Source organism: Streptomyces sp. Tu 2975 (assembly GCF_009832925.1).
Lineage (GTDB): Bacteria > Actinomycetota > Actinomycetes > Streptomycetales > Streptomycetaceae > Streptomyces.
The window spans coordinates 2,587,746-2,611,566 of sequence record NZ_CP047140.1; the positions used below are offsets into that span (position 1 = coordinate 2,587,746).

The 23,821-nt window shown below is 70.5% G+C and carries 15 protein-coding genes and 1 pseudogene; 12 read left to right on the forward strand and 4 right to left on the reverse strand.

Features of this window, described 5'->3' with window-relative positions; all coding sequences use genetic code 11:
* Positions 1–73: 73 nt before the first annotated feature.
* Positions 74–646 (reverse strand): hypothetical protein, encoded by a 573-nt coding sequence (locus GLX30_RS11225; RefSeq protein ID WP_244258106.1) that lies wholly within the window; start codon positions 644–646, stop codon positions 74–76.
* Positions 647–857: 211 nt separating this feature from the next.
* On the opposite strand from GLX30_RS11225, the gene GLX30_RS11230 reads away from it, so the two are divergent.
* The gene (locus GLX30_RS11230; RefSeq protein ID WP_244258107.1) at positions 858–3,014 is read left to right on the forward strand and encodes an N-6 DNA methylase; all 2,157 of its coding nucleotides are present in this window, start codon (positions 858–860) and stop codon (positions 3,012–3,014) included.
* A gap of 357 nt (positions 3,015–3,371) precedes the next feature.
* Here the strand turns inward: GLX30_RS11230 and GLX30_RS11235 are convergent, their stop codons facing one another.
* The gene (locus GLX30_RS11235) at positions 3,372–3,902 is read right to left on the reverse strand and encodes an ATP-binding protein (RefSeq protein ID WP_347879713.1); all 531 of its coding nucleotides are present in this window, start codon (positions 3,900–3,902) and stop codon (positions 3,372–3,374) included.
* A gap of 145 nt (positions 3,903–4,047) precedes the next feature.
* A complete protein-coding gene (locus GLX30_RS11240) occupies positions 4,048–6,612 on the reverse strand; it encodes a DUF262 domain-containing protein (RefSeq protein WP_159686811.1) in 2,565 nt (854 codons plus the stop codon).
* A 137-nt stretch (positions 6,613–6,749) separates the two neighbouring features.
* Here GLX30_RS11240 and GLX30_RS11245 point away from each other — a divergent pair, with 137 nt between their 5' ends.
* The 4 genes and pseudogenes from GLX30_RS11245 (at position 6,750) to GLX30_RS11260 (ending at position 8,652) form a co-directional block, all read left to right on the forward strand.
* Positions 6,750–6,932, forward strand: a complete 183-nt coding sequence (locus GLX30_RS11245; protein ID WP_159686813.1) for a hypothetical protein — start codon at positions 6,750–6,752, stop codon at positions 6,930–6,932.
* A gap of 139 nt (positions 6,933–7,071) precedes the next feature.
* Positions 7,072–7,404, forward strand: coding sequence for a hypothetical protein (locus GLX30_RS11250; protein WP_159686816.1), 333 nt, complete (start codon positions 7,072–7,074; stop codon positions 7,402–7,404).
* Between the two features lie 305 nt (positions 7,405–7,709).
* A pseudogene (locus tag GLX30_RS11255) lies at positions 7,710–8,446 on the forward strand (DUF5753 domain-containing protein).
* Positions 8,443–8,652, forward strand: a complete 210-nt coding sequence (locus GLX30_RS11260) for a DUF397 domain-containing protein (protein WP_159686817.1) — start codon at positions 8,443–8,445, stop codon at positions 8,650–8,652. Before GLX30_RS11255 ends, GLX30_RS11260 begins: the two are co-directional and overlap by 4 nt.
* A 24-nt stretch (positions 8,653–8,676) precedes the next feature.
* On the opposite strand, the gene GLX30_RS11265 is transcribed toward GLX30_RS11260, so the two are convergent.
* Positions 8,677–9,369 (reverse strand): hypothetical protein, encoded by a 693-nt coding sequence (locus GLX30_RS11265; protein ID WP_159686820.1) that lies wholly within the window; start codon positions 9,367–9,369, stop codon positions 8,677–8,679.
* Between the two features lie 279 nt (positions 9,370–9,648).
* On the opposite strand from GLX30_RS11265, the gene GLX30_RS11270 reads away from it, so the two are divergent.
* The 7 genes from GLX30_RS11270 (at position 9,649) to GLX30_RS11300 (ending at position 23,749) form a co-directional block, all read left to right on the forward strand.
* On the forward strand, positions 9,649–11,640 hold the full coding sequence (locus GLX30_RS11270) for a class I SAM-dependent DNA methyltransferase (RefSeq protein ID WP_159686822.1): 1,992 nt from the start codon (positions 9,649–9,651) through the stop codon (positions 11,638–11,640).
* Positions 11,637–12,932, forward strand: a complete 1,296-nt coding sequence (locus tag GLX30_RS11275; protein WP_159686824.1) for a restriction endonuclease subunit S — start codon at positions 11,637–11,639, stop codon at positions 12,930–12,932. Before GLX30_RS11270 ends, GLX30_RS11275 begins: the two co-directional genes overlap by 4 nt.
* Before the next feature lie 10 nt (positions 12,933–12,942).
* On the forward strand, positions 12,943–16,164 hold the full coding sequence (locus GLX30_RS11280) for a type I restriction endonuclease (protein WP_159686827.1): 3,222 nt from the start codon (positions 12,943–12,945) through the stop codon (positions 16,162–16,164).
* A 101-nt stretch (positions 16,165–16,265) separates the two neighbouring features.
* Positions 16,266–18,425, forward strand: a complete 2,160-nt coding sequence (locus GLX30_RS11285) for an AIPR family protein (protein ID WP_159686829.1) — start codon at positions 16,266–16,268, stop codon at positions 18,423–18,425.
* A gap of 188 nt (positions 18,426–18,613) precedes the next feature.
* The gene (locus GLX30_RS11290; RefSeq protein WP_159686832.1) at positions 18,614–20,230 is read left to right on the forward strand and encodes a serine/threonine-protein kinase; all 1,617 of its coding nucleotides are present in this window, start codon (positions 18,614–18,616) and stop codon (positions 20,228–20,230) included.
* A gap of 6 nt (positions 20,231–20,236) precedes the next feature.
* Entirely contained in the window at positions 20,237–22,393 is a 2,157-nt protein-coding gene (locus GLX30_RS11295) for a UvrD-helicase domain-containing protein (RefSeq protein ID WP_159686835.1), read from the forward strand.
* A 72-nt stretch (positions 22,394–22,465) separates the two neighbouring features.
* On the forward strand, positions 22,466–23,749 hold the full coding sequence (locus GLX30_RS11300) for a hypothetical protein (RefSeq protein WP_159686837.1): 1,284 nt from the start codon (positions 22,466–22,468) through the stop codon (positions 23,747–23,749).
* Positions 23,750–23,821 lie beyond the last annotated feature (72 nt).

Below are 23,821 nucleotides of genomic sequence, written 5' to 3' on the forward strand. Positions count from 1 at the left end.
GGTGGGTGCGGCGGCACGAGTACGCCCGGAGCCCTCACCGGCTCACGGCCGCGGCCGACGGCAAGCCGGCCGGTCACCCCACCCTCGTCCACTCGGCGCATCGCTGCGTCTGAAAGTACTCCCCCTTGTTGAGGTTCACGCGCCCCGGCCCCTTCAGGTTGTTGTTGGCGATGATGGCGTCGAACTCGCCGCTCGCGTCCTTCAGGCGCGCCCAGTAGCAGCCGAACTCCCCGTCGGATCCGGCGGTCTTGTAAGTACCGGGCTTGATGTCCGTGCCAACCAGGTATTCGCCGTCCCCCTCGAAGCTGGTCGCCGGTCCGGGCAACTCGGCCTTCTTCGGCGGCTCCGGCGTCGCCGTGACCGTCTCGGTGACGGTGGGCGCGGGCTCCGCCTCGGCGGTCACGGTCGCCGTCGCGGCGGGCTGGGCCTGCGCGTCGACAGCCGCCGTGTCCGCACCCCCGTCCGCCTCGCCTCCCCCGGCCACCGCCGCCCCGACGATCAGCGCGATGAACGCGGCCCCGCCGTGGGTGAGCCACTTCTTCACGCGGGACGGCCTGCCCTGCCGGCCCGCCGGCGGCTGCGGCGGGGGGCCGTAGGGCCACGGGGAGGAGCCGGACGGCTGCTGGGGCTGCTGAGGAGTGCTCATACGACGGCTCCTGCCGGACGAGAAGGACGACGGAAGGGGGGCGCGGCGACACCGCCGTGCGCCGATCGCTGCGGGGCCGAGACGATGACGATGCCGCCTCCGCAAGCTCCACCAGATAACCACGAGCGTGAAAGCATCGTCAATCCACATGTGGAGATTGACGCGTGCCGTAGGGTGTTCCCCGTCCGATCCACACACCCCCGGGGACGCCATGCCACAGCCATCCGCGCAGGTGACAGCCGCCGAGATCTCCCGTATCGCGGGCGTCACGCGCGCCACCGTCAGCAACTGGCGCCGTCGGCACGAGGACTTCCCGGCGCCCGCAGGGGGGACGGAGTCCAGCCCGCTCTACGAACTCGAAGCCGTGCGCGCCTGGCTGGAGAGCCGGGGCCAGATCTCGGCGGCCACCCCCTCCGAGGAACTGCGCACCCGCCTGCGCCTCCATCCCGCCGGCAGCGGCGCCGCCGCCCGGCTGCTCCCCCTCGTCCTCGCCGCCGCCCCCGCCGCCAAGGCGTCCGCGGGCTCGCTGCGGGACCTGCCGGACACCGAACTCGTCGGCCGTGCCGAGGCCCTCGCCCGCGACCTCGCCGCCGGTGTACCCGGAGCGGAGGAGGCCGGTTTCGACTCCGACGACACGGGCGCCCTGCGGGCGCTGCTGCGCTGCGTGGACGAGGAGAGCGGCCTCGCCGCCCTGGACGTCCTCGCCGAGCGCGAACTCGACGACAGCGCGTCCAGCGGCACCTATCCCACGCCCGAACCACTCGCGGATCTGATGGCCCGTCTGGTGGGGCCGCCGTCCGCCGGCACGTCCTACCCCGCCCACGTCCTCGACCCGGCCTGCGGCAGCGGCACGCTTCTCGAAGCCGCCGCGCGCCGGGGAGCGACGGACCTGTACGGCCAGGACGCGGTACCGGTGCAGGCGCAGCGCGCCGCTGTACGGCTCCGGCTGACCAGGCCGGACGCGGACCTGACGGCACGGATCGGCGACAGCCTGCGGGCCGACGCCTTCCCCGGCCTCGCGGCGGACGCCGTCCTCTGCAATCCGCCGTACGGCGACCGCGACTGGGGGCACGAGGAGCTGGCCTACGACCCGCGTTGGGCCTTTGGCGTACCTGCCCGTGCCGAGCCCGAACTCGCCTGGGTGCAGCACGCGTTGTCCCACCTCCGGCCCGGCGGTCACGCCGTGCTGCTGCTGCCGCCCGCCACCGCCGCCCGTGCGTCGGGGCGGCGGGTGCGCGCGGAGCTGATCCGCACGGGCGCCGTCCGGGCGGTCGTGGCGCTGCCCGCCGGCGCGGCCGTCCCGCTCCACATCGGCCTGCAGCTGTGGGTGCTCCAGCACCCCGACGCGGGCGCGGCCGGCCGCACGGCCGTCCTCTTCGTGGACACCGCCGGCACGGCGGACACGCTCTCCGACGACACGGGCCGGCCCCGGCGCAGACGCGAGCCGCTCGACTGGGCCGCCCTCACCCGGACCGTCCTGCGTCACTGGGACGCCTTCCGGTCCGCGCCCGGCAGCTTCACCGGCGAGCCCGGTGCGGCCCGCGCGGTGCCGGCCGTCGAACTCCTCGACGAACTCGTGGATCTCACCCCCGCCCGCCATGTCCGCGCCGCCCGCGAGGACGCGGACCCGGCCGAGGTCGCCCGGCAGGCCGGTGACCACCTGCGGCAGCTGGCTCTCCGGGCCGATGTCCTCGGTGAGGAGGCCCGGCGGGGCGCCTGGCAGCCGGCCGCGGACGGGCGGCGGCGCGAGTGGCGTACGGCCGCGGTCTCCGACCTCGCCCGCGGCGGCGCTCTGGAGATCCTGCGCGCGGGCCCGCCCGGCAAGGGAGGCCCGGCCGCGGCGGCCTGGCGCGAGGAGCACGCGGACCGGCCCGTCCTCACAGGCGCGGACATCGCCCGCGGCGAGCCCGGCTCCGGCAGCGTCGGCGACCTCTCCGCCGACTCGTCCCCCGTCGTCGAGGCGGGTGACGTCCTCATCCGGATCGTCCGGGGCGGCTCGGGCACGGTGACACGCGTCGCCGACGAGGGCGACCGCGGTGCCGTACTCGGCAGCATGGTCGTCCTCCTCCGGCCCGACCCGTCCCGCCTGGACCCCTCGTTCCTCGCGGGGTTCCTCGAAGCGGACGACAACCTCGCCGGCGCCTCCACGGGCAGCACCACCGTCCAGGTGCAGCCGGGACGTCTGCGCGTCCCGCTCCTGCCGCTGGAGCAACAGCGCCGCTACGGCGAGGCGTTCCGCCGAGTCCGGGCCCTGCGCCGGGCGGCCGACCAGTCCGCCGATCTGGCCCGCCGAGCGGCGGGCCTCCTCACCGGCGGCCTGACCTCGGGGGCGCTGGAACCACCGGAGGCCGCCGGAACCGGCAGCTGACCGGGGGCCCGTGGAACGGTCCGCCGATCCGGCCCGCCGAGCGGCGGGCCTCCTCACCGGCGGCCTGACCTCGGGGGCGCTGGAACCACCGGAGGCCGCGGAAGCCAGGACGTGGCCGGGAACGGTGCCCAGGGGACGGCCGGAGCCCGCGACGTGCGGCGCGGGTCACCGGCTCTGCCCGCTGGGGCTGCCGGACACGCAACCGCTGGGCTCGGAAGGGGCGTTGCGGGGGGCGTTCGGGGCCGGCCGGTCACCTGCTGCGCGAAAGCGGCGGACGGCCCCCGGATCGGCCCGCCGGCGTCCGCACCAGGGCGCGCCGCGCAGATGCCGGAGTGAGCGGTGGCCCCGGTCCGCCTCCTACCCGGGGAGCGCGGCCCCGCCGGCCGGAGCGGGCGAGGCCCCGGGCTCCGCTCCCGCACGGGCGGCGGCGAGCTCCGCCCACACCGTCTTGCCGTACGGCGGGTAGGGCAGCACGCCCCACGCGTCGGTGAGCGCGTCCACGATGACGAGTCCACGGCCGCCCTCACCGTCGGGGACGCCGCCGGACACGGCGGGCAGGCGTTCGCCGCGCGGGTCGGTCACCTCGATCCGCAGCCGGCCACCCGGCGGCAGCACCATGCCGAGCCGGAAGCAGCGCCCCGGCAGGCGTCCGTGGGTGACGGCGTTGGCGGCCAGTTCGGCGACGACCACGGCGACGGCTTCCGCGCGTTCGCCGTCGCGCGACCACCCCCATGCGGCGATCTGCTCGACGGCGAGCAGCCGCGCGAGGCGTGCGCCGCGCCGTGTGGCGCTCAGCAGCTGCGTGAACTGCGCGGGGTGCGTGAACTGCGCGACGGGTGCCGCCGGTCGCGGCGACGACGGCGGAATCTGGACGGAGTCTCTCTTCACACGGCTCAGCGTCGTGGTGCGCACCCCTGCCGACCAGCAGCGACAGGGGTACGCCGCCCTCGCGTACCGGGGCGGTCCCGCCCCGGTACCGGTCCCGGTCCGGCGGGTGCCCGATGCCCCGGGCCCGAGCACGGGACCGGGCCGGTCAGTCCGCGTCCCGGCTCTCCCAGCGGGCCCGGAACCAGGTCAGGGTCTCGGTGAGGAGGGCCCGGTTGCGCGGGTCGTCCAGCACCGACAGCCGGAAGGCGGGCCGCAGGTCGAGCTTGCCCTCCGGGATGTCGACGCCGTCCATCTGGTTGAGCCGGGCGAGGAGTTCGGCACGCAGCGCCCGCTCGGTGAACGGCTCGCGGGACGCGAGGTACTGGAAGACGACCTCCGCCGTGCCGCCGCGTCCGCTGCCCGGGTACAGCGTCATCGGCCAGATGCCCTTCCCCGGTCCGCCGGCCGCCCCGAGCATCAGATAGGCGCTGGTGGTGGTCTGGCCCGCGCCGTGGCCGATCCAGCCGCCGAGGGCTTCCCACGACGTGAGCACGTCCTCGACGGCTGCCACGGTCGCCGGGCCGTCGTCGGCTGCGAGCTGACGCCGGAACCGCGCGGCGCGCGTCTCCTCGCCGTCGCCCGCCCCGGCGCCGGAGTCGTCCGCGCCCCCGTCCTCCGGATCGGCGAGCAGCCGGGCGAGGTCGTCGGCCGACAGCCGCTGCGCGGGGTCGGCGGCCCCGGCGGCGGTGAAGGCGATGCCGTCCGCGGCGAGACGCGCCCGGACGTCGTCGCCCTCGTCACGGGGCGTCGCCCAGCGGAAGCCGTCGGAGACCCGCCCCTCGCTGTTGAGCACCCGGTACGCGTTGGTCACTCCGGGAGTGTTCGCCAGGTGGTTGCCCACGGCCTGTGCGCCGGAGCCGAGGAACGCGGCGAGGTCCCCGTACGAGGTCCAGGTGCCGGGCGGCAGCGCGGCGAGGACCTGGTGGGCGAGGTGCCAGTCCCGGGAGCGCTCCGCGCGGCGGACGTCCCGCAGCGGGGCGGGCCACAGGACGGCGGCGCGCTCGGCGAGGTCGTCGGCGCGGGCGAGGATCTCGGTAGCGCCCCACCGCTCGGTGGCGGCGATGCGCCGGTTCATCTCCAGATGGCTGGCCTTCAGCAGGTCCTGCTTCCGCTCGAAGGGGTGGTTCGACAGCTCCGCGTTGACCGCCGTGAGCGTCAGGTTCCCCAGGGTGTGCTGAAGGCGGGCGTGCACGTCCTCGACGCTCTCGCCCGGCTGCGCGTCCTCAGCGAGCATGCTCAGCCACGCGTCGCCGGGCGCCTGCGGCATCACGTGCTCGATGGTCAGCTGCGCGGCCGCGAAGTCGACCGGCTCCGGGTGCCCGTGGCTCTCCTCCAGCCGCTGCAGGACGAGCCTGCGCTGATGCGGGCGGCCGTACTGGTAGAAGGGCGCGGTGCGGATCTTGTCGCGGAGTTCGGCGTCGTCGGGCCAGAAGCGGTTGTCGGACGAGAGCAGCCGGTGCAGACCGTCCGCGACGGGGACGTCGCGGGGCAGCTGGGCGGGCACCGACTGGAAGATCCGGTTCAGGTTGTTCGTCGGCACCCGGCAGATCGTGCGGCGCACGAGGAAGCTCTCCACGTAGGAGAGGGCGCGCGCCGTCTCCGCGTCGTCGAGTTCCCCCCGGGCCCGCCGGTCGAGCACCAGCATCAGCGCCGGGTACGTCACCATCGCCTGCCAGTCGTGCAGCCGCTCCAGGTACGCGCGGACGACCGGTGAGGTCTCCTCCCGCGGATGGATCACCTTGCGGAAGTGGGCGCTGCGCCGGTGGAGCTCCCTGATGTACTCCTCGATCTCGGGATCCCCGGCCGCCCGCTTCTCGAAGTGCTGCTGCTGCGCGGTGTACAGGTCCTGGCGGCGGACGCGGTCGTCGCCGTCGAGCACCAGGTGCAGCCACATCAGCTGCTCCAGCTCCTCGTTGCTGAGGCTGTCCTGCAGCGGCAGCCAGTACGTCTCGTAGACGTGCTCGCCGCGTGTCCGCAGCTTCATGAAGAGGTAGTTGCGCAGCAGGTCGGCCTGGCTGAGCTTGAGACCGGTGTTGTTCAGCGACTCGAAGATGCGGTGGACGTTGTCGCCGCGCTCGGCCGTCACGGCGACGAGGGTGAGCCGCGTGGTGATCGCCTCCTCGATGCGCAGCGGGTCCACGGGCTCCGCCGGGTCCTCGGCCTGGACGAGCTTGGTGCGGAAGAACTGGTAGGCGGCGGCGACGCGGTCGCCCGCGCCGTGGTCGGCGGTGGTGCCGTTCACCTGTGCCGCGTACTGCGCGCGGTCGGCCTGCGTCGGCAGCAGGCGGAATCGGTCGGTGCCGCTCTTGCGCTTGTTGACGAGGTAGTCCTCCGCGATCCGCGCGGCCTCGTCGGGCTGGGCCTCGGCGATGTGGTCGCGGATCGCGGCCAGCGCGAGGGACAGCGTGGTGAGCCGCTGCTGGCCGTCGACGACGAGCCAGCGGTTGAACGTCGGCGCGTTCTGCGGGGACGGCGCGAGGACCACCGAGCCGAGGAAGTGGGTGCTCGCGCCGTCCCCGTCCCCCAGTAAAGTGACCTGTTCGAGGATGTCGCCCCACAGCTGGGCGAGTTGCCGCTCCGTCCAGGAGTACGTCCGCTGGTACAGCGGCACCTGGAACTGCTGCGTCTTGCCCTGGACGAGGTCCGCGAACAGCGTCTCTTTGGCCTGCATGGTGGATCCGGCTCCTGGTCTTCTCGTCGGGCGCGTACACCTGCGGACGACGATATGACCTCCTCACAGTCGGTTGCGGCGTTCTGACTCAATGCGTGCATCGGGGCCGCGGGCGAGTCCCCGCGGGCAACCGTGCGGTGATCGCCCGGGTCGCCGACTGCCCCTGCGAGGAAGCGCATGCCCCACGCCGGCACGGTTTCACGGAGGTCGGCGCACGCATCCTCGCCGCCGCACCGGGGGCGGGCACGGTGGGGACGCTGATGGGCCGGGCGACGGGCGCGGAGGGGCGGGCGCGCCACCGGCCGCCGGAGGCGGGCTGACGCGGACCGTTCCGGGGAGTGGAGACGCCGGCACACAGGCCGACGCCCGCCCGCACGACGGCCCGTGCTGCGGCGCCGCCGACGCCGGTGCCTACAGTCGTGCCGGTGAACGGGTCGACGGCATACGAGGGGGCCCCCGATGACGGAACCGGTGACGGAGCGGCATGCGCCGCCGAGCGCGGCGCCGGTGCTCGCGACGGTCCTGTGCGCGGCGGCGCTGCTCGTCCTGCACGCGCTCGGGGGCTACTTCCTGCTCAACGCCCTCCTCACCGAGTCCGAGGGGCCGTGGGACCACACGGTCACGGACACGGTGCGGCTGATGGGAGGCCTCGCGCTGGGAGTCGAAGCCGTCGCGGCGGCGGCCTCGGCCTGGTTCGTCGCGGCCGGGTGCCTGCGGCGGTGGTGGTACGCGGTTCCGGTGGCGCTCACCGCCGTGGCGGTGGTGCGGATGGTGTTCGCGCCGACGCCGTGACGTCCCGGCCGCGCGTGCCGGGGCCGCCCTCGTCACGTCCGGGCACACGATGGGGTGCAGTTCCCGCCCGATCCGGGTGACGCGGCGCGCACGCGCCGTAGCCTGCGGGAGGGCCCGGTACGCGGTGAGCGGCGTACCGGCGGGCGTGCGGGACGAACGGCGACTGCGGATCGGGGGCGGTGCGGATGGAGACGACGGGACCGGCGGACGGCGAGGACGAGGCGGAGGAGGCCGCCGACCTCTTCCGGGTCGTGGGGCGGCAGTTGCGGCTCCTGCGGGAGCGGGCCGGGCTGACGCAACGCGAGCTGGGCGAACGCCTCGGCTACAGCGAGGAGCTGATCCGCTCCCTGGAGCGCGGGCGCAGGACCCCGCAGGCGGAGTTCCTGGACGCGGCGGACGAGCTGTTGGCGGCGGGCGGGCTGCTGGCGGCGGCGAAGGAGGACGTGGCGCGGGCGAGGACGCGGGCGCGGGTGAGGCATCCGGCGTGGTTCACGGACTACGCGAAGGTAGAAGCGGTTGCCACGGAGCTCTGCTACTACAGCAACCACAACATCCCCGGCCTGTTTCAAACCGAGTCACACGCTCGCGCCCTCTACGGGATGCGGAAGCCACTGCTGGACGATGACTTGATCGAGCAGCGAGTGACAGCCCGCATGGCTCGGCAGGCCGTTCTGACGGACCGTCCCACGCCAATGGTGAACTGCGTGATCGAAGAGGCAGTTCTCCGCCGACCGCTTGGCGAATGGGATGTTCACAAGGAGCAGCTTTCCGAGCTGACAAGACTGGGTCGGCTACGTAACGTCGAACTCCAGGTCATGCCCTTCGACCGGCCCGAGCACGCAGGCATGGGGGCCCATTCACCCTCCTCATGCCGAAGGGCCGGCCACAAGTCGGCTACGTCGAAGTGCAGAACGTCAGCCGTCTGATCAGCGACACGGAGGAGGTCCGTATCCTTGCAGCTCGATTCGGATGCATCCGGTCGCAGGCACTCAGCCCCCGCGAGTCCCTGGCGCTGATCGAGAGGTTGTTGAACTCACCATGACGCCCGCAGAGAGCACGTTCGCAGTCGCCGAAGCATCCTGGCGCAAGAGTTCCTACAGCTCCAACGAGGGCGGCGAGTGCGTCGAGGTCGCGACGGTCGCCGGGCAGGCCGTGTTCGTGCGCGACTCGAAGGACACGAGCCGACCGCACCTCTCAATCGCTCCGGCCGGCTGGGCGGACTTCGTCCGGTACGCCGCCGGGAGCTGACGCCGCCCAGCACGGCGAGCCCCGCTACCTCGGCGCGACGTTCATCCAGCTCCAGTCGCGCCCCCGCTCCCGGCGCGTGGTCTCGCCCTGGACGTCCCACCCCCGCATCCAGCTGCCTCCGCCGTGGTTCCGGGCGCGGCACGAGCACGTGCACTCGTAGCGGCGCGCGTTCCGGCAGCTCGGATTGCACGCTTCCCCGCTGTCGAACTCGCGGCCCACGGAGATCCGCCCGTACCGGCGCAGCAACCCGGCCGTGAGGGCGATGAAGTGGTCCTTGGAGACCGACCAGCACGCGCGGTCCGGGTCCCAGGAGTGCGCGACCCGGCCGCCGAGCAGGAGGTCCACGAAGTCGCCGTGCTGGCGGTGGCTCTTCTCCGGCAGCCACACCCCGATGCGCCCCTTCGCCGGCAGGGCGACCGACGGCAGCGCCTCGTCCTCCCAGCGCGGGAACCAGCCCGGGAAGTCGATGAACGGGGCGCGCGGCTTCCGCACGCGCGGTGCCCGCTTCTCGGCGCTCTCCTCGCGACTGCGGTCGAAGTGCGAAAGGCGGCGGGGACGCCCCTCGGCTACGGACGCGAGGTCGTAGACCGGCTTGCCCGACATCGGGCACTGACGCGGGCTCCCGTGCGCGAAGACCTTGCCCGTGTACACGTGGATGGTGACCCGCTCCCCGCACTCCTCGCACGGGTGGCCTGTGTAGTAGCCGCTCGTCATCATGACGCCTCCCCCGGCGGGCAGCCCTGCCCGCCTCCCTTGGCGCACAGACCGTAGCGTCGCATTGAAAGCATCGTCAATCAGCTTGACGCGCGGAGGTGGGGTGCTAACGTTGGTTGAAGCGGCGACCCAACTGGCCCTTCGGCTGCCTTAGTTGAGCACGCGGTCGCATGTCTTGGGCGGATTTCGCACCTTCCCGCACGAGACCGATCGCCCGTCCGCCACACTTGTGCCTGTCCGTCCCGCATGTCCGGGGCAGCACGGAAGGAACCCGAGGACCCCTTGAACAGCAGTAAGCACACCGAGCTGGCGAACCACGCCTGGTCGGTCGCCGATCTCCTGCGCGGCGACTACAAGCAGTCCGACTACGGAAAGGTGATCCTTCCGTTCACCGTGCTGCGCCGCCTGGAGTGCGTCCTCGCGCCGACCCGGGACAAGGTCGTCGCGCGGCTGGAGGACTTCGCGGGCCAGGACATCGACACGGACCGCTTCCTGCGCAAGGCGTCCGGTCACGGGTTCTACAACAAGAGCGACCTCACCCTGAAGAAGATCGCCGCCGACCCGGCGCACGCCGCAGCGAACCTTCAGGCGTACGTGGGGCACTTCTCCGACAACGCGCGCGAGGTCCTGGAAAAGTACGAGTTCGCCCAGCAGATCCGGCGGCTCGACGGTGCGGGCCTGCTCTACCAGGTCATGGGCAAGTTCGCGGACCTGGACCTGCGGCCCGAGGTGGTCTCGAACCACAACATGGGCTACATCTTCGAGGAGCTGATCCGCCGGTTCGCGGAGCAGTCGAACGAGACCGCCGGTGAGCACTTCACGCCGCGCGAGGTCATCACGCTGATGGTCAACCTGCTGGTGGCCCCGGATTCGGACGTCCTGTCCGTGCCGGGAGTCGTCCGCACGGTCATGGACCCGGCCTGCGGGACGGGCGGCATGCTCAGCGCTGCCGAAGAGCACATCTTCAAGGAGAACCCGGACGCCACGGTGGAGGTGTACGGGCAGGAGCTCAACCCCGAGTCCTGGGCGATCTGCCGGTCCGACCTGATGATCAAGGGGCAGGACCCGGCCAACATCGCCTTCGGCAACTCGTTCAGCGACGACGGACACGCACGGAAGCGGTTCGACTACCTGTTGGCCAACCCGCCGTTCGGCGTGGAGTGGAAGAAGGTCAAGGACGACGTCGAGTTCGAGCACAAGTCGCTCGGCGACGCCGGCCGCTTCGGCGCCGGCCTGCCGCGCATCAACGACGGGTCGCTCCTCTTCCTCCAGCACATGATCTCGAAAATGAAGCCGGTGGACGTGAACGGCGGGGGCGGCAGCCGTGTCGCCATCGTCTTCAACGGGTCGCCACTGTTCACGGGCGCGGCGGAGTCCGGCGAGTCGAAGATCCGGCAGTGGATCCTGGAGAACGACTGGTTGGAGGCGATCGTCGCGCTTCCGGACCAGCTGTTCTACAACACGGGCATCTCCACGTACTTCTGGATCCTCACCAACCGCAAGCACGTGGACCACAAGGGCAAGGTCGTGCTGCTGGACGCACGCGACTACTGGCAGAAGATGCGGAAGTCACTCGGCGACAAGCGGAAGCAGTTCAGCGAGGAGCACATCAAGGAGATCACCCGGCTGTACGGGGAGGCTCTGGAGGTCGCGAAGGACCCTGAGCACCCGCTGCACGGCAAGGTGAAGGTCTTCCGCAACGAGGACTTCGGCTACCGGCGCATCACGGTCGAGCGCCCGCTCAAGCTGCGCTTCGAGCTGTCCGAGGAGACGCTGGCGGCGCTGCGCGCGTCGAAGGCGATCGAGAAGCTCCCGAACTCGGCAGCCCTGCTGGAGGCGTTCGAGGGCCTCGGCGCGCAGACGTGGGCCACCAAGCAGGAAGCATGGGTCGCGCTGAAGGACGCGGTGGTCGCCGCCGGCTCGACGTGGCCTACGGGCGCGCCGTTCAGCAAGGCGCTGCGCGAGGCCGTGGGCGTGCGGGACCCGGATGGCGAGGTGCAGCGCGTCAAGGGCGTGGCCGAGCCGGACACCGAGCTTCGGGACTACGAGAACGTGCCGCTGGACGAGGACCCGGAGGAGTACCTCAAGCGGGAGGTGCATCCGCACGTGCCAGACGCTTGGATCGACCACACGAAGACGAAGTTGGGCTACGAGATCCCGTTCACGCGGCATTTCTACGTGTACAAGCCGCCGAGGCCGCTGGCGGAGATCGACGCGGAGTTGAAGTCGCTGGAGGCGGAGATTCAGGCGCTGTTGGGTGAGGTGACGGAATGAGCGGAACTTCAATCGCCCCCTGGTTGGCGGCCTCCTCCTGGCCAACTGTTCCGATCCGCCTTGTCGCACGTCTCGGGACTGGGCATACGCCGAGCCGAAGCGTTCCTGAGTACTGGAACAACTGCACTGTCCCCTGGATCACACTAGCGGACGTCGGTCAGCTTCGGAGTGGCATCCAGACCACGATTTCTGAGACGAAGGAAAAGATCAGCCTTGCTGGTCTCGCCAACTCATCTGCGGTCAAGCACCCGGCAGGAACAGTAATCCTGTCTCGGACTGCATCCGTCGGCTTCTCCGCCATCATGGGCACCGACATGGCCACCAGCCAGGATTTCGCAACGTGGACATGCGGCCCGAAATTGCTGCCGCGCTACTTGCTGCACGCCCTGCGAGGCATGAGCCCCGATCTGAAGCGCGTGGCTACTGGGTCCACACATAAGACAATTTACATGCCCGACATCGAACAACTCAGGGTTCCACTGCCCACCCGTGAGGAGCAGCGCCGCATCGCCGACTTCCTTGACGGCGAGACCGCCCGAATCGATGCGCTCTCCAACGCACGAGACGCCCAGGCGCGATGCCTTCAGCAACTGTGGCACAGTCAACTGGCACAGGTAGCAAATCAACTGATCAAAGGTTACGGGTTGCTTCCACTGCGACGCATGACCAACTCTGTCGAACAGGGATGGAGCCCTCAGTGCGAAGAAGTAGCAGCAAATCCCGACGAATGGGCGGTGCTGAAGACTAGCGCCGTGAGTTCGGGCCTTTTCAGGGCAGCGGAGCACAAGCGGCTTCCGACCCACATGCTACCGGAGCATCGCTATCAGGTATTTGACGGGGATGTCCTGATGACCCGAGGAAGCGGTTCACCTGCGCATGTAGGTGTCGCATGCGTGGCGAGGACGGAGGGACGACTTCTGCTTCTGAGCGACCTGCTCTATCGCGTTCGCCTGCATCAGCCCTCGGGAGCGGAGTTCGTCACTCTCATGCTTGCCAGCGCACCCGTGCGGGGATTCATGAGCCAGCTCTTCCGTGGACAATCAGGTCAGACCATCAAACTCCGCAGTGAAGACGTGAAGTCCATCGCGATTCCTGCCGTCCCCGAGTCTAAGCAAGTCAAGGTGGCAGCGGCCCTTCTCCAGAAGCAACGCGAAATCGGCAACGCGCAGCAAGCGCTCACCAGATCATCAAACCTCCTCGCCGAGCGCCGCCAGGCCCTCATCACCGCCGCCGTCACCGGCCAGTTCGACGTCTCCACCGCCAGCGGCCGCAACGTCACCGAAGGGGTGTGACCGACCCGCCATGAGCCCCGTCCACGACGAGTCCCGCTTCGGCAACGCCATCGTCGCTGCCATGCTCGAACGCGGCTGGACCGAAGGCAGCCCCTCCGACTACGAAGCCGACCTCGGCCTGGACCCGACCCAGCTCTTCGCGTTCATCAAGGACACCCAGCCCACCGAGTGGGACGACCTCCTCGCGCTCTACGGCAACAGCCCCACCGAAGCCGAGCGCGGCTTCGCGCGCCGCCTGGATCAGGCGATCGCGACCGACGGGCTCCTGGACGTCCTCCGCAAGGGCGTCAAGGACCGGGGCGTCCGCATACGGGTCGCGTACTTCAAGCCGAACCTGATCGCCGACGACTCCGTCCTCGCGCCGTACCGGGCCAATCGCCTCACCGTCGTCCGCGAAGTCGTCTACGCCACCAAGCAAGCCGACTGGGGGCACAAGCTCGACCTGACCCTCTTCCTCAACGGCATCCCGGTCGCGACCGCCGAGCTGAAGAACGCGCTCACCAAGCAGGGCGTCGAGCACGCCAAGGAGCAGTACCGCACGCGCCGCGACCCCACCGAGCTGATCTTCACCCGCCGGGTCGTCGCGAACTTCGCGATAGACACCGACCTGGTCTTCGTCGCCACCCAGCTCCGTGGCGCGAAGACACGGTTCCTGCCCTTCAACACCGGGTCCGAGGGCCCCGGCCGCCCCGGTGGCGCCGGCAACCCTGCGCCCACCGCCTACGGCCGGTACGCCACCTCCTACCTCTGGGAGCAGATCTGGCACCCGGACACCTGGCTGGACCTGCTCCAACGGTTCGTGCACCTGCACAAGAAGAAGACGCCCGGCGGGGGCAGCACCAAGACGGTGATCTTCCCCCGCTACCACCAGTGGGACGTCGTCACGAAGCTCACCGCGCACGCGGCGGCGCACGGCGCGGGGCACAACTACCTGGTCATGGCGTCGGCCGGGTCGGGGAAGTCGAACACCATCGGGTGGCTCGGGCACCGGCTCAGCGATCTGCACACGCCGAACGACCCGCGCGAGCTCGCGCCCGAGGCGCTCGCCGCCGGGCTGAAGCCCGGCGTCCCCGTGTTCGACAAGGTCGTCATCATCACCGACCGCCGCAACCTCGACGCCCAGCTGCGCGAGACCGTCGGCAGCTTCGAGCAGACCGCCGGGCTGGTCGTGAAGATCGACGAGAAGCACGGGGCGAAGTCCGAGCAGCTGGCGCAGGCGCTCTCCCGGGAGACGGGGAAGATCGTCACCGTCACGCTGCACACCTTCCCCGCGCTGCTCGACTACCTGAAGCGCAACCCGACCGAGATCCACGGGCACAACTTCGCGATCATCGTCGACGAGGCGCACTCCTCGCAGTCCGGGGACGCGGCCACCGCCGTCCGCGCCGCCCTGCGTGACCTCGGGCTGGATGCCGACTCCGACGAGCCCGGCGCCGGGAAGACGACCGCCGCCGCCCCGGCCGAAGACGGCCCGGCGACCACCGAGGCGAAGCTCCTGAAGAAGGCCGAGCAGCGCGGCCGCGCGGCGAACCTCTCCTACTTCGCGTTCACCGCCACGCCCAAGTCGAAGACGCTCGAACTCTTCGGCACTCCGGGCGAGATCGTGGACGGCAAGGCGACGTACCGGCCGTTCCACACGTACTCGATGCGGCAGGCGATCGAGGAGGGCTTCATCCTCGACCCGCTGCGGAACTACGTCACGTACAACACGTACTGGAAGCTGGTCAACGAGAACCCGGACGAGCGGGAGGTGGACCCGTCGAAGGCGAACACCCTGCTCGCCCGGTTCGCGCTCACCCACGACTCGACCGTGGCGCAGCACGCCCAGATCGTGGTGGAGCACTTCGTCACCCACACCCGCGGCCGGCTCGGCGGGCGGGCGAAGGCGATGGTGGTGACCGCGTCCCGGAGGAGCGCCGTGCAGATGGCCCGCGCCATCCGCAGCTACATCGCGGACCGCGAGTACCACGTCAAGTACCCCGACATCGGCGTCCTGGTGGCCTTCTCCGGGACGCTCGACTACGACGGTTCGGAGACTTCCGAGTCGAAGGAGAACGGCGGCATCCCGGAGAGCGCGCTGCCGAAGGCGTTCGCCTACACCCGCGCCGACGACAGGTCCACGCGGTCGGGCGGCAAGGGGCAGCAGGAGTACCGCATCCTGGTCGTCGCCGAGAAGTACCAGACCGGCTTCGACCAGCCGCTGCTGACGACGATGTACGTCAACAAGAAGCTGGCCGGCATCTCGGCCGTGCAGACGCTGTCGCGGCTGAACCGGACCGCCGAGCGGAAGGCGCAGGCGGACCTGGCGGTGCTGGACTTCGTCAACGACGCGGAGGACGTCCGGGAGTCGTTCCGGCCGTACTTCGAGGAGGCGATGACCCTCCCGACCGACCCGAACCTGCTCTACACCGCGCAGAGCCGGGTGATGTCCGCGCCGGTCCTCACCGACGAGGAGATGCGGGAGTTCGTGGAGGCGTACCTCGCCGCCGAGGAGAAGGCCGCGGGCTCGCAGGCGAAGTGGGAGAAGCTGCACGCGGAGCTGTACCGGCACCTCTCCCCCGCCGTCGCCCGCTTCACCGCGCTCGTCGACAGCGAGGACGAGGACGACCAGGAGAGCGCCGAGGACTTCCGCGCGGACCTGAACGACTACGTCCGCAAGTACGGCTTCCTCGCGCAGATCGTGCCCTACCGGGACGCCGAGCTGGAGCGGCTGTACCTGTACGGCCGGCACCTGCTCAACCGCCTCCCGCGGCGGGCGGACGGCGGGGTGGACATCGGGGACGTCGACCTGAGCCATCTGCGGGTCGAGCAGACCGGCGAGCACGACCTCGGCCTGACGGCCGAGGGGCCGTCCGTAATGCCGGGGTTCGGCGACGGCACGGGCGGGGCGAAGGAGCAGGAGAAGTCGCTGCTGTCGGAGCTGATCGAGCGGTTCAACGAGAAGTTCGGCACCGAGTTCACCGAGCAGGACGTGATCGTGCCGTTCGAGGAGGCGAAGGCCGACCCGAAGGTCCGGCGCGCGGCCGTCGCGAACGACGACCCCGAGAACTTCGGCGTGGTCTTCGACGACGTCTTCGAGGACAAGATGGCCGACCACATCGACACCATCGCCGGGCTCGGCCGCCAGTACTTCGGCCCGGACCGGGACTTCCGGTCCTCCCTGAACCGCAGCGCCCGGCGCGCCGCCTGGCGGATGATCCGCCAGGAGGAGGGCGTCGACGACGCGGCCTGACGAAGACCCCGTAGCCGAGTTGCCCCACCGCCCGTGTCGCGGGCAACTGTCCGCCACAGTAGCGAATCAAAGTGCCGCACCAGCCTGAGGAAAGTCGAGCCATGACGTTATCCGCCTCGCCCCTTCCGGACGTGCCGACGCAGGTACGGCAGGTCACCAAAGCGTTCACGGACACCTACACCGAACTCATCGACATGAGCGACTGGGCGGGGCGCCCGGAGACCCAGTGGACCAACGCCATGCTGTCCCGTGCACTCACTGCCCATGCCGTGCGGATCGTCACCGGTTGCAGCCCGCGGGAAGCAGCGATGACGGTCATCGACGGCGGAGCTGACCAGGGGATCGACGCCATCGCGATCGTCGAGGAGCCTCCACACGTCTATCTGGTGCAGGCGAAGTGGAGCAGCAAGGGAACGGCCACGGCGAAGACGGACGCCGTGCACAAGCTCCTCGCCGGCCTGCGTCTCATAGACAGCGAAGAGTTCTCACAGTTCAACCCGAAGGGGCGCGAACTCGCGGAGAAGGCCAAAGCGCTCATGGGGACGGGTGCTGTCGCGGTGACGCAGGTCATCGCACTCATGGGGACCGACACGGTCTCGCATGAGGCCAGGGCTGCGATCGCCAACGGCGAGTCCGAGTTCAACAAGCACGGCAACATACTGGGGCACCGGATCATCCATGCGGCCGAGATCTGGCAGCAGGTGCGCGAAGACATCGCGATCCGTCCTGTGGACATGTCGGCGAGTCTCTTCCCCTGGTTCAGCATCAGCTCCCCCTACGAGTCCTATCAGGGTGTGGTCCACGCGGAAGAGGTCGCCGGCTGGGTTCGGGACCACGGCAGCGACCTGTTCAACCTCAACATCCGCAACCCGCTGGGGCTGACCTCCATCAACAACGAGCTGACGGCCACGCTGACCCAGGAACCGGCTCGTTTCCTGTACTTCAATAACGGGATCACCATCCTGTGCGAATCGGTGAAGAAGTCGCAGCAGTCCCTTCTCGCACCGGAGCAGCACCCTCTGGGACTCGTGCTGAACGGCGCCAGCGTGGTGAACGGCGCGCAGACGGTTCGTTCCATCGCCGACGCGGTCACAAAGGGATCAGGTGACGCGGCGTACGCCAAGGTCGGTGTGCGGGTCATCGTCACCGGCGAGGCCAGTGGCTTCGCCAAGCAGGTCACCCAGTCCACCAACCGGCAGAATCGGATCGAAGCGCGGGACTTCGTATCACTCGATCCCGTTCAGGCCTCGCTGATGGAGGAGATGAAGGCCGAGTTCGGACTGGATTACAGCGTAAGGCGGAGTGAGCTCGACCCTCCGGCGGATTCCGGATGCTCGATTGTCGAGGCAGCGTGCGCGTTGGCATGCGCTCATTCCAACAGCCAGTACTCAGCCCGGATCGCGAATTCGCTGGACGTGCTGTGGGAACGAGGAAGCCAAGGTGTCTACGACATTCTCTTCCACCCTCAGCCGAGCGTCTACCAGCTGTGGAACTCCGTGCGCGTGCTCCGCTCCGTCCGGTCGCGTTTGCACGAGCTGCGGCCTCAGTACGAGGGACGCGGTGCTGCCGCGGTGGAGCACGGTACCTATCTGATCGCGCACATCGTGTTCAGGCTCCTCGACCGTGACGCGATCTCCGGAGCCGACGCGGAGGCGACGGAGCAGGCCCTCGCGAACGTGCCCGCGTCGGTGGACCGGGTCGTTCCTGCGCTTGTCACCGCCATGGACGCCGTCGGGGAGCGCGCGCAGATTCGCGCCATGTGCACCGACACGAGGAAGTGCAAGGAACTGACCGCTGAGGTGCTCCGTCTGTTGGACGGCGGCGTGACAGCTCCGGCCGAGAACAAGTACCGGCGCTCCGCAAGGCCGCGCAAGACGCGGCGGCCCAACGCCGTACACGTCATCGTCGACAAGAGCGCGCTGGAGGAAGGGACCCCCCTCGCCCTCCACATGGTGCTCCAGCCCGAGATCGACGCGCTGACCGCATGGCTTGCAGAGGACCCTCTTCGCGCCCGTGCGACATGGGTGAATCACCGGAGCAAGCCCATCCTGTGGACCGCGGACGGACAGCGGTACTCGCCCTCGGGCTTGGTGGCGAAGATGTGGGAGCTCGCGGAATGGGAAGGACGCCCGGTGGCGAACCAGGGCACTGCCCGCTGGACCGTGCCCTCCGGCGAGACCCTGGCCAGGCTGGCGTGGAAGCTCCTCGCCGCACAGAGCGATGACGAGGACGAGGACTCCGTCGCGGAGCCCCTGGACTGACAGGTCCGTCCACGTCCGGTCCGCTGCCCCACGCACAAACGTCCCGGGCGGATGGACAGTCGCGAAGCGTCGACCCTGCTTCGGCCAGGTCGACTCCTTCTGGACCAATGATCATCGGTTCGCCACACTGGCGGCGCAGACAAGGAGCAGGTTGTCGTGGGTCAGACGGCTGGAAGTGAGGGCCGATCGTGCCGCCACAGGTGATCTCGGAGCGCTACGAGCTCGTCGAGGAGCTCAGCCACGGCGGCATGGGCGACGTCTGGCGCGGTTACGACACCGTGCTCGACCGGCCCATCGCCGTGAAAGTGGTGCGGCAGGAGTCGGTCACATCACCGCACCTCGCCGAGGAGTTCGCGCGGCGCTTCCGGCGGGAGGCGCGGGTCACCGCGCGGATCCAGCACCCCGGGGTGCCGCAGGTCTACGACGCGGTGCTCGACCCCGCCGCGTCGTACCGGCACCTGTACCTGGTGATGGAGCTGCTGGACGGCGTCTCGCTGACGAACTACATCGCCCCGGACGCTCCGCTGCCCCTCTCCTGGGCGGCGGCCGTCGCCGCGCAGGTGTGCACGGTGCTCTCGCACGCGCACGAGGTGCCCGTCATCCACCGGGACCTGAAGCCCTCCAACATCCTCGTCGCGCGCGACGGCACGGTGAAGGTGCTGGACTTCGGCATCGCGGCACTGCTGCGGACGGACGTCACGAAGATCACCTCCACCGGCAGCCCGGTCGGCACCACCGCCTACATGTCGCCGGAACAGGTGCAGGGCGGACGGATCACGCCGCAGAGCGACCTGTACGCACTGGGCTGTGTGCTGCACGAACTGCTCTGCGGACGGCCCGTCTTCGACGGGACGGTTCCGTTCCTGCTGATGCGGCAGCACGTCGAGGACGAGCCCGTACCGCTGACGGAACTGCGCGAGGAGGTGCCGTCGGCGCTGGAGGCGCTGGTGCTGCACCTGCTGCGCAAGCGGCCCGAGCACCGGCCAGCGGACACCCAGGAGGTGTACGAGCGGCTGCTGCCGTTCCTGCCCGCACCCGGGGACACGTCCGTGCCCCACGCCTCGGGCCCGGCGGACGCACCCGATCCGACGGGGGTGTTCCGGCGCCCGTACGCGCCACTGCCGCGCCCCGGGATCCGCCCGGCCGGCCTGCAGCCGACCGTGGTGGACCCCGGAGCCCGGCATGCCGCCCTACTGCCCGACGACGTGCGGGCGGCCATCAAGGACGCCTTGCTGCACGTCAAGGCCCTCTTCGAGGAGGAGCGGTTCGCGCAGGCAGTCGAGGTGCTCGGCGAGACCATCGACGAGGTGGCCCCCGTGCTGGGGGCCGAGAACGGTCACGTGCTGGGACTGAGGCAGCGCAGGGCCGCGGGCCGCCTCCTGAACGGCGACTTCCGGCAGGCGCTGCCCGAGTTCGACGCGCTCGCCGACGCCTACGCGCGCACCGGCGGGCCCACGAGCGAGCAGGCCCGCGGCTGCCGGGCGCAGGCGGCGCACTGCCGGGCGGAACTCGGGCAGGTCACCGTGGCACTGCGCGAGCTCCAGGACGTCCTGGCCGTGGTGCGCACGGTGGAGAGCGACGCCAGCGAGGAGGCGATCGACCTGCGGCGCAGTGTCGGGCTCCTGCTGCTGTCGGAGGGCCGGGCGGCCGACGCCCGCCAGATGCTCCTGCCGCTCCACGAGGACCTTCTCGTGCTCTACGGCCCCGACGACGAGGACACCGTCGAGATAGCCGACGCGCTGACCCGCATCCGCCTGGCCCTCGGCGGGCCCGACGCCGCCCCCCGTGCGCACCGGAAGGACTGACCGCGCATGCCGCAGCTCGCGTTCGACATCGGATTCCTCACCGGCCTGCACAAGCTCCAGCCGACGGTCCGCAAAGGGGTCATCGACGCCTGGGAGAAGTTCGACCGCCTCACCCTGGACCAGTTGTTCAAGGACCAGGGGCTGAAGCTGGAGAGCCTCGTCCAGGCGAAGGACCAGCTGATCCGGACCATCCGGATCGACCAGTCCACGCGCGGTGTGGTGCTCGCCCCGCGATCCGGGGAGACGTTCGTCCTGCTGCGGGTGATGCCGCACGACAAGGCGATCGCCTGGGCCCTGAAGCAGCGGTCCAGCATCAACTCCGTCACCCGGGCGGTCGAGATCCGCGACGCGGCGACCCTGGACGAGCTCACCCCCGCCTACGAGCGCGTCGCACAGGCCCAGGCCCCCGGCCGGCGGCTGTTCGCCAAGTTCTCCGACGGGGAGCTGGCCGCCCTCGGCATCGACGCGGACACCCTGCGGCAGGCCCGGTCGCTGACCGACAAGGAGCAGCTGGAGGTGTTCGCACCGCTGCTGCCGCAGGACCAGCGGGAGGTGCTGCAGTACCTCGCCGAGGGGTTCACCGTCGAGGAGGTGTGGCGGGACGTCGTCGCCCCCGCCCAGCAGACGGCGCCGGAGCCGGTGGACACCACGGACTACGAGACGGCGATCCAGCACACGCGGACCCGGTTCGCGCTCATCACGGCCTCCGAGGAGCTGCGGGACATCCTGGAGAAGCCGTTCGCCGCCTGGCGGGTGTTCCTGCACCCGTCGCAGCACAAGGTCGCCTACCGGGCGTCGTTCTCCGGCCCGGCGCAGGTGTCCGGCGGACCCGGCACCGGGAAGACCGTGGTGGCACTGCACCGGGTCAAGCACCTGCTCGGGCACCTGCGGGACGGCGAGCGCATCCTGCTCACCTCGTACACCAACGCCCTGGTGAACGCGCTCCGCTCGGGGCTCGCATCGCTCGTGGAGGACCCCCGGCTACGCGACCGCGTCGACATCACGACGGTGGACGCCTTCGCCGCCCGGGTCGTCGCCGAGCCGCCGGGCGCCGTCGCCCGCAAGCCGCTGCTGCACAACCAGGAGGAGAGCCGCTGGGGCAAGGCCGCGGCCGCGACCGGTTTCACCGGCACCGCGCAGTTCCTCGTGCAGGAGTACCGGCACGTGATCCTGGCGCAGGACATCACGAGCCTGAGCGCTTATGAGACGGCCGACCGGCGCGGGCGCGGCAGCCGTCTCGCCGCCTCGGAACGGCCCCTCGTGTGGCGGACGGTCGAACGCTTCCTGGCGGACCTGGACGAGGACCTGTCCCGCACCTGGACGCAGACCTGCGCGGAGGCGGCGCGGCTGCTGGAGACCAACGGGCCCCTGTACCGGCATGTGGTCGTGGACGAGGCGCAGGACCTCCACCCCGCGCAGTGGCGTCTGCTGCGGGCCGCCGTCCCGCCCCGCCCCGACGACCTGTTCATCGCCGGGGACCCGCACCAGCGGATCTACGACTCCAAGGTGTCGCTGAAGTCGCTGGGCATCAAGGTCACAGGCCGTTCGGTGAAGCTGCGCAAGAACTACCGCAGCACGCACGAGATCCTGCGCTGGTCGACCGCGCTGCTGGTGGGACGCCCGATCGCCCAGCTGGAGGACGAGGACCGCAACGAGACCCTGCTGGGCTATCGCTCGGCCCTGCACGGCAACGGGCCGGCGCTGCACGGCGCCGCCTCCGAGGAGGCGGAGCTGGACGCGCTGATGGAGCAGGTCCGCGCGTGGCTGGACGCGGGGGTCGCCGCCGGGGAGATCGGCGTCACGGCGCGCTTCAACAAGACGTGCGCCAAGGCGGTGTCCCGTCTGAAGGAGGCGGGCGTCGCGGCGGCACCGCTCAAGTCCGAGGCCTCTGACGCGGCAGCGGCCGTGCGGGTGGGGACGATGCACTCGTTCAAGGGGCTCGAGTTCCGGTGTGTGGCCGTCGTCGGCGTGAACGACGGGGCGCTGCCGTTCGCGAAAGCCGTCACACCCGTCGACGTGGACCGTCTCCAGCACGAGACGGACCTGATGTCCGAACGCTGTCTGCTGTTCGTGGCCTGCACCCGGGCGCGCGACAGCCTCTACGTGTCGTGGTCGGGGGAACCCAGCGCGTTCCTGGCGGAAGCCGGGTGCCCGGACGCGTGACCACGCCCCACGGACCCCTCTCACCCGCCGGAACCACACCTCATTCGGTACGAGCCATACAAGGAGCCGGCCATGGCCGACGAGATCCAGCTGATCAGTGACGGCGACGGCCTTGCGGTCATAGGGCACCCGACGGCGGTCGAACGCTTCCTCGTCTCCGAGGGACTGCCGTCGAAGGACCTCGGCCTGCGACGGCTCCGGTACGCTCTCGGGGACGTTGCCGCGGCCGCCCAGGCGGGTTCCGACATGGCCGCCGCATCGGGGCGCTGGGTGAAGCTGACCAAGGAGACCGCGCAGAAGATCGACGCCTACGGACTGCGGAAGAGCGCCGCGTCGGGACTCAGCACGGGTGTGCTGAGGGGCGAGAAGGGCCGGATCAAGGGTTTCGTCGAGTTCGCGCAGGGGCCCGCGTCGAAGCTGGGCAACCCGGCGCGTCTGGCCGGTGTCGCGACGGTCATGGCGCAGCTCGCGATGCAGCAGGCGATGGACGAGGTCACCGAGTACCTCGCCGCGATCGACCAGAAGGTCGACGACGTTCTCCGCGCCCAGCAGGACGCCGCGCTGGCGGAGATGATCGGCGTGGACTTCATGATCGAGGAGGCGATGACCGTCCGGGAGCAGGTAGGACGGGTCTCCGAGATCACCTGGTCGAAGGTGCAGGGCGCGTCGACGACGATCGCGACGACCCAGGCGTACGCGGTGCGGCAGCTCGACGCCCTCGCGGGAAAGGTGGAGAGCGGGACCAAAGTCGGTGATCTCGCCAAGGCGTCCAAGGAGGCCGAGGCCAAGGCCCAGGAGTGGCTCGCCGTGCTGGCTCGCTGCTTCGCGTTGCAGGACGCGATCGCCGTCATCGAACTCGACCGAGTGCTGGACACGGCCCCGGAGGAACTGGAGCTGCATCGCCTGGGACTGCGGACCGCCCGGCAGAACCGGCAGGAGCTGATCGCGCGGTGCACCGAGCGCTTGATCGCCTGCATGATCGCGGCTGCCGGCACGGCCAACGCCAAAGTGCTGCTGCACCCGACCGCGTCCCGGGACGTGGTGCACGCGAGCAACCACGTGGAGGGGAACGTCGTCGACTTCCACGGGCGGCTCGGCATCGAGCGCGGGCGGCAGGCGCTGGAAGCGCGGCGATGGCGTGAAGCGGCTGCGGAGGTGCGGGACAAGGTGCTCGTGAAGGGAACGGAGGGCGCCGACGCGGCCCGGCGCCTCCGTGACGGGACCCTCGACCGGGCCCGAGGGGCGACCGGCAGGCTCGCCAACGGGTTCGCCGAGCGAGCGCTCCGCCGGCGCGGGGACGGGGAGGACGACCGGGAGAGCGGCGACCGTCAGCCACGCGAGCTCCCGTCGGACTGACCGGTGATCCTCTCTGGCTGCCTCGACAGGCTTCACTCGGGCCGTTCCTGCTTGTTCAGCAGTCACCGCGTC